This is a genomic window from Devosia sp., from assembly GCF_034675085.1.
Classification (GTDB): Bacteria; Pseudomonadota; Alphaproteobacteria; order Rhizobiales; family Devosiaceae; genus Devosia.
Genome location: NZ_JAUCDN010000184.1, coordinates 1 through 6,802, shown reverse-complemented (window position 1 = coordinate 6,802; position 6,802 = coordinate 1). Strand labels below are relative to the sequence as shown.

Below are 6,802 nucleotides of genomic sequence, written 5' to 3'. Positions count from 1 at the left end.
ATCCGCAACTGAAAGTGGAGCGGCGCGCCGCCGGCAGCGCCATGGTGCATGGCGATGACGGGATGGGGCATTTCGCTGCCTTCAAGGCAGTGGAAACCGGCATGGAGCTGGCGCGCGAGGCGGGCGTGGGCGCGGTGGGCGTCAGCCATTCCTCCCATTTCGGGGCGGCGGGGGCCTATGCGCTGGCCGCAGCCGAGCAGGGGTTCGTCGCCTTCGCCACCACCAATACCGATTCCCTGGTGACGCTGTTCGATGGCGCCGCCAAGTTCCACGGCACCAATCCGCTGGCCTTTGCCGCGCCGGTGCCGGGGCAGGCGCCCTGGCTATTGGACATGGCCACCTCGTCCATTCCGCTCAACCGGGTGCTGCTGCACCGCTCGCTGGGCGCGCCCCTGCCGCAGGGGGTGGCCGCCGATAAGGCGGGCAATCCCACCACCAACCCGCATGAGGCCGACATGCTGCTGCCGCTGGGCGGGGTGGATTACGGCTATAAGGGCGCGGGCCTGGCCGGGGTAGCGACGCTGTTCTCGGCGCTGCTCACCGGCACCACGCTCGATCCCGATTTCATCCCCATGTATGGAAGCGGGGATATATCGACGCCGCGCAATATGGGCCATTTCGTCCTGGTCATCGATCCGGAAAAATTCGCCGGGCGCGAGCTGTTCGGGGCGCTGATGGCACGCTATCTCGAAAGCCTGCGCGCGTCGCCGCTGCGGCCCGGCGCCGAGCGCGTCATGGCGCCGGGCGACCGGGAATGGGCCGAAAAGGCGCGGCGCGAGCAGGAGGGCATTCCGCTCGATCCCGATAGCGTCGCGTTTCTCGGGCTCTGAGACGCTTGAATCAAAAAGGCCGGCGGCATTCGCGTGCCGCCGGCCTTTTTCTGCGCTGACCCTTCGGTCAGAAGTGGAAGTTCAGGCCGACCCGCGCCACATGGGCATTGCTGCTCAGATCGTAGGCGGCCGCGCCCAGCGTGCCGGCACCGGCACGCTGCGGGCCCAGATGCATATAGGAATATTCGGCCTTGACGCTGAAGCTCTCATTGAGGGCCAACTCGACGCCGGCGCCGATCGTATAGCCGAACTGGGTGCCCTCGAAGCTGCCGGTGGTGCCCGGAAAGGCGGGGCTGACATGGGCCCTGACGCCGCCGGCGGCCAGGCCGGCGGTGGCGAAGAGCAGCGCGCGGTCGACGGCAAAGCCGGCGCGGCCCTTGAGCGTGCCGAGCCAGAGCGCGTCGCCGCCGCAGGTGAAGGCCGGCGCGGCGCTACAGGCGACCGAGCCCTTGGCCCCGGTCCAGGCGACGTCACCCTCCAGGCCGAGCACGAAGGAATCGAACTGGGCGTTGGCGCCCAGCGTCACACCGAGCAGGCCGCCGCTGATGTCCACCGAGTCGGAAACGCCGTTCCCCACGCCGTCGGAGCGGGAGGTGCCGCCAATATAGCCGGCATTGACGCCGGCATAGAACCCGCTCCAGTCGAAGCCGGCCACATGGCTCGGCGCGGCCGTATAGGGAATGATCAGGTCGGCGGCCTGAACGGAAGTCGATGCCAGGGCCAGGGCGGCGACGGCAAGAGCAAATTTCATGATTGATCCCCCTTCGAACAGTCATTCGAGTAGACCACCATTCGGCGCGAGGGGCAACCTTGTCTGGAATAAGTAAGAGCGCCGATCGGTCCAAGCAGACCGGGCTGTCTCTACTGGGGCGCGACTTGGGCGGGACTGGGCGTGGGGCGGGTGCCGCCGCCGGCGCGCAGATCGGCGGGCAGCAGCAGCACCAGCGCCAGGCCGGCGGCAAGCAGGGCCAGAAAAAGGGCGCGCCATGTCCTCATAGGGCTTCCTCCCGTCCTGCGCCCTACGCCAGCCCCCGCTTCACCGCTTCGCGGGTGGCTTCGGCGCGGCTGGTGATGCACAGCTTCTGGTAGATTACCTTGACATAGGAGGCGACGGTCTGGGGTTGCAGGCCCAGCCGGGCGGCGGCCTCGGCCACGGTGAGGCCGCGGGCGAGCAGGGTCAGCACCTCGGTTTCACGCGGGCTGAGGCCGGCCTCGTCGCGCTGCCGGGCCGGGGCGCGGAAATGGGCCAGCATGCGATGGGCGATGGAGGGGGACAAGGGCGGCTCGCCCCGCTCGATGCGGCGCAGGTAATTGACCAGCAGGCCCGCTTCCTCGTCCTTGAGCACATAGCCGCGCGCGCCGGCGGCGATGGCGTCGAACAGATGCGCGTCGTCGTCATAGATGGTGGCCACCACCGGCAGCGCGTCGGGATGGTCCCGGCTCAGCCGGCGCACGATGTCGACGCCCGAGCCGTCGGGCAGGCCGATATCGACGATGGCCAGCCACAGATCGTCCGCCTTGCGGTCGAGCCAGGCATGGGCCGCCTTGAGGGTGGCGGCCGTTTCTACCGCCAGGTCTGGAAAGGCCGTGTGCAGCACGCTCAGCATCCAGTCGCGTGTGCTGGGCTGGTCCTCGATCAGCAGGCAGAGACGGGGCGATGCCGGTGGCTGGCTCATGGTTCGGAGTTAAGCACAACCGGCATGTCTGGCACCCCCGGTTCCGGGGTGCGGGCGGACAGGCGCAGCGGCATGTCGAGCCCGATGCGCGTGCCGGGCGCGCCGGCGGACAGGGTCAGCCTGCCCCCGATATCCTCGATGCGGTGGCGCAGGTTGCGCAGGCCGAAGCCCGGCGTCTCTCCAGCCAGGGCGGCGGTGGAGATGCCCTTGCCATCGTCGGAAAAATCCAGCCGCAGCCGGTCCTGCGCCAAAGCGGGGGTGACGGTGAGCCGGCTGGCGCCGGAATGGCGGATGACGTTGGAGACGATTTCGCGCACGCTGGAGGTCAGCGCCTTGTGCAGGCGGTAATCGAGCTGGATGGCTTCGGCCTCGGCCTCCTGCAAGGGCCAGTCGAGGGCGATTTCGGCCGCTTCCAGCCGGCGGGCGGTTTCGTGGCGGGTTTCGGCCAGCACGCGTTCCAGGCTGGCCTCCTCGCCGGTGAGGCCGCTGACGATGGCGCGGATGTCGCCCAGCGCCGCCTGCAGGGTGGGGCGGGTGGCCTCGTCGGCGGTGTGCAGGCCGGTGAGCAGGCGGGCCCCGACATCGTCATGCAGGTCGCGCGCCATGCGGCGGCGCTCCTCGCCCACGCCGCGCATATAGGCGTCGCGCCCTTCCTCGGCGCGCAGGGTGAGCGAGACCAGATTGGTGGCGAGCTTGAGATGGGTGGGCGAGAACAGCCCCGCCCGGCGAAGGGGTAGGTGAGGCGCAGCGGCGGGGCGCCGGCCACGGCGGGCAGGGCCATGGACAGCCCGTCCTCGCCCATTTCGGGCATGGCGACGATGGCGGCGGTTTCAGCCACTTCCAGCGGATCGAAGAGGCGCCGCAGCAGGGCCTGCCAGCGCGCGGCGCTTTCGGCGGCCGAGGGGGCGAAGGCCACATCGAGCGCGGCGGAAAACAGCTCGTCCTGCGCGATGGCGCGGCGGGCGGTGGCGCGGCGCCAGATCCAGTCGCGGATGGGCAGGTAGACGAAGGCCACCAGCAGCAGCGAAATGCCCAGGGCCGGGGCGGCGTCGATATTGAGCAGGTAGATGACCATGGCGTCGAGCGCCAGCAGCACCAGCGCGCCCATGGTGTAGAACAGGATGCGGTAGGACCAGTCGCCCAGGTCGAACAGGCGATAGCGGCTGAGGCCCAGCGCCAGGCCGGCATAGATGATGACCAGCACGCTGGTGACGTGGCTCTGGGGCAGCGAGAAGGGCGTGTCGAGCAGGATGGGGGCGGCGCCGAGCAGGGTATAGGCGCCGGCGCCGGCAATCACCGACAGGCCGAGCCAGCCCAGCGCGGCCCGGTCATGCGGGCTGCCGCGGGTGATGCGCCATTGCAGGCCGATGGCGGCGAGGATGCCCAGCATGGCCAGCGCGATGAAGACATAGAGCTGGGAGGGGCCCAGGCCCAGCTCGACATGGCTGGTATCGAAAACCAGGCAGGCGCCGCCGATGAGGGGCAGCAGCCAGAACCAGCGCGGAGGCACCAGCTGGCGCGGATAGCTCAGCAGCAGGCCGATCATGGCGAGGCCGAAGACCAGAACGCCCATGTGGTTGATGGGCACCAGCAGCCCATAGAGATCGGCATGCAGCGCCAGTTCCCTGTTGGCATAGAGCGCCGAGGTGGCGGTGGAGCAGGCCAGGCCGACGGCGCTGATGAGGAACATGATCGGCCCGACATGGCGCGGTCGCAGGGCCCAGACCCAGCCGGCGATGAGCAGCGAGGCTACCCCGGTCAGCAATTGCAGCCAGAAGCCGTCGGGCAGCGCGGTGATTTGGCGGTAGTTGGTATAAAGGACCGAGCGGTATTGCTCGCGGGTGAAGATATCGTGGAGGTAAAGCTCTACCGCATCGGCCGCCATGACCTCGGCCAGGGCGGACTGACGGGCCAGGAAGGCGTCGTATTCGGCATAGCTGTCCAGACTGTCCGGCTCGGGCAGCAGGTCGGCGCCGGTCACCGGCACCGGAGCCGGCCAGTCGGCGGGGCGCTCGGGGCCAGGGGGGGCGATGCCGATCGCCGTGAGCACCATGCCCCAGCGCGGGCCGGGCACGGAAAACACCGCGCCATCCTGCACATGGGTGACCAGAACCGCATCGCCATTGCCGGGTTCGAGCCGCAGCGACAACGAGTTGACGGAGGTTGCGGCGACGAGCACGCCAAAGGCCAGCGCCACGCAGAGCAGCGTGACGGCGACGAGCAGCAGGCTGGGCGTGGCGGGGTTCGGCCTCATGGCCGCATAGAACGGGGGAAAGCCCCGCCGCGCAATATCAGAGTTAGCCTAGACTTAACGCTGGCGATAAATATCGAAAGGGGCGAAGGCCTGTGTCGTCGCCATCAATTGCAGGCGGTTGACATTGACATGGGCGGGCAGCGTCGTGGTCCAGAAGATGGACTCGGCGATGTCGTCGGCATTCATCGCCTCGGTGCCGGCATAGGGCTTGGCGGCCTGGGCCTCGTCGCCCTTGAAGCGCACCAGGGAAAATTCGGTTTCGGTCAGGCCCGGCTCGATATTGGTGACGCGGATATTCTTGCCCTGCACGTCCGAGCGCAGGTTGAGCGCGAACTGCTTCACGAAGGCCTTGGAGGCGCCATAGACCGAGCCGCCGGGATAGGGGTAGTCCCCCGCCACCGAGCCCAGCGTCACCACCTGGCCGCCGCCGCGCGCGATCATGCCGGGCAGCAGGATGCGCACCGTATAGACCAGGCCGGTGATATTGGTTTCGATCATGGTTTCCCAATCGGCGATGTCGGTCTCGGCCGCCGGTTGCAGGCCCAGCGCCAGCCCGGCATTGGCCAGCACGATGTTGATGCCGGTAAATTCGGCGGGCAGGCCGGCAATGGCCGCCTCGATGGCGGCGCGGTCGCGCACGTCGAGCGCGATGGTGTGGCATTTATCCTTGCCCAGCTCGTCCTGCAACGCATCCAGCCGCTCCTGCCGGCGACCGGTGGCGATGACCTTGCCGCCGGCCCCGACATAGCGCCGGGCCGCGGCAGCGCCGAAACCCGAGGTCGCCCCGGTGATGAAAACGACGAAATTTCTGGGGTCGAGCAACTGGTACATGGCAATTCCAATAGGCATATGAAGGCGATGGGGAAAGGGTGGACCTTGGGGGGCGGCCGGGTCAAGCCAGAAGGAAGGCTACCTTTCCAAAAGGTAATCTGATTACCAAGAGCTAACGTGCCTGCGGCTCCGGCCGCTTGTAGTGTCCGAAAAGCCTTTAGCTTCGGGTAAGTGGAATTTTGAAGACGCTGCTGAGATGGGTTTTGGTGCTGGTGCTGCTGGGCGGCGCGGCGGGCGCCGGCTGGTGGTATTTCTATCGGGCGCCGCAGGCGCGCACCGTGCCGGCCACGGTGGCGGTGAGCCGCGCCGATGTGGAAACCACGGTGCTGGCCTCGGGCATTTTGCAGGCCAATTCGTTGGTCAGCGTCGGCGCCGAAGTGTCGGGCACCATCAAGGCGGTGCATGTGGCGCTGGGCGATGCGGTGAAAAAGGGCGACCTCATCGCCGAGATCGACAGCCTCAACCAGGAAAATGCCGTCAAGTCGGCAGAGGCGGCGCTGGCCGGCATCCTGGCCCAGCAGCGCAACCAGCAGGCTGTTCTGGCCAAGGCCGAGGCGACGCTGGCGCGCCAGAAGCAGCTCAGCGCCAACAGCCTGATTTCGCAGACGGACCTGGAAACCGCGCAGACGGCGGTGGACCAGGCCCAGGCCCAGCTCGACCAGCTTGCGGCGCAGATCACCCAGGCCGAGCTGACCGTCGACGGGGCCAAGCTCAACCTGTCGCGCACCCGCATCACCGCGCCCGGCGACGGCACCGTGGTGGCGCTGCTGGTGGATGAGGGGCAGACGGTCAACGCCAATTCCTCCACCCCCACCATCGCCAAGATCGCCGATCTGGACACCATGGTGATCAAGGCCGAGATTTCCGAGGCCGACGTGGTCAAGGTGCGGCCGGGGCAGCGGGTCTATTTCACCATTCTGGGCGAGCCCGACAGCCAGATCGACGCCACTTTGCGCGAAATCGAGCCGGCGCCCACCTCGATCAGCAGCGACAGCACCAGCTCCAGCGACGCGGTGTATTATAACGGGCTGTTCGACGTGCCCAATCCCGACCACAAGCTGCGCATCGCCATGACCGCGCAGGTGACCATCGTGCTGGCCGAGGCCAGGGACGTGCTCACCCTGCCGGCGAGCCTGGTCACGCGGCGCGGGCCGGAGGGCACCACCGTCATGGTCTATGATCCGGCCAGCGAACAGGCGCGGCCGCGCCGC

8 protein-coding genes are annotated in these 6,802 nt (G+C 68.1%); 2 read left to right on the top strand and 6 right to left on the bottom strand.

The genetic code is table 11. The annotated features are described in order from the left end of the window. Positions 1-830: Ldh family oxidoreductase (locus VDP82_RS12015; protein WP_323015085.1), on the top strand; the 830-nt coding region annotated here is incomplete at its 5' end. A gap of 67 nt (positions 831-897) precedes the next feature. Here VDP82_RS12015 and VDP82_RS12010 read toward each other — a convergent pair. From VDP82_RS12010 to VDP82_RS11985, 6 genes are all read right to left on the bottom strand, one after another. Continuing rightward, positions 898-1,581: an outer membrane protein gene (locus VDP82_RS12010; protein WP_323015084.1), complete on the bottom strand. Its 684-nt coding sequence runs from the start codon at positions 1,579-1,581 to the stop codon at positions 898-900. Positions 1,582-1,691: 110 nt separating this feature from the next. Beyond that, a complete protein-coding gene (locus tag VDP82_RS12005) occupies positions 1,692-1,826 on the bottom strand; it encodes a hypothetical protein (protein WP_323015083.1) in 135 nt (44 codons plus the stop codon). Positions 1,827-1,849: 23 nt separating this feature from the next. After that, positions 1,850-2,506, bottom strand: coding sequence for a response regulator transcription factor (locus VDP82_RS12000; protein ID WP_323015082.1), 657 nt, complete (start codon positions 2,504-2,506; stop codon positions 1,850-1,852). After that, the gene (locus tag VDP82_RS11995; RefSeq protein ID WP_323015086.1) at positions 2,503-2,823 is read right to left on the bottom strand and encodes a sensor histidine kinase; all 321 of its coding nucleotides are present in this window, start codon (positions 2,821-2,823) and stop codon (positions 2,503-2,505) included. Before VDP82_RS11995 ends, VDP82_RS12000 begins: the two co-directional genes overlap by 4 nt. An 8-nt stretch (positions 2,824-2,831) precedes the next feature. Further along, complete coding sequence (locus VDP82_RS11990; protein ID WP_323015081.1) at positions 2,832-4,760, bottom strand: hypothetical protein; 1,929 nt, start codon at positions 4,758-4,760, stop codon at positions 2,832-2,834. 54 nt (positions 4,761-4,814) lie between these two features. After that, entirely contained in the window at positions 4,815-5,591 is a 777-nt protein-coding gene (locus VDP82_RS11985) for an SDR family NAD(P)-dependent oxidoreductase (protein WP_323015080.1), read from the bottom strand. A gap of 179 nt (positions 5,592-5,770) precedes the next feature. Between VDP82_RS11985 and VDP82_RS11980 the strand changes: the two genes are divergently transcribed. Further along, positions 5,771-6,802: efflux RND transporter periplasmic adaptor subunit (locus VDP82_RS11980; protein ID WP_323015079.1), on the top strand; the 1,032-nt coding region annotated here is incomplete at its 3' end.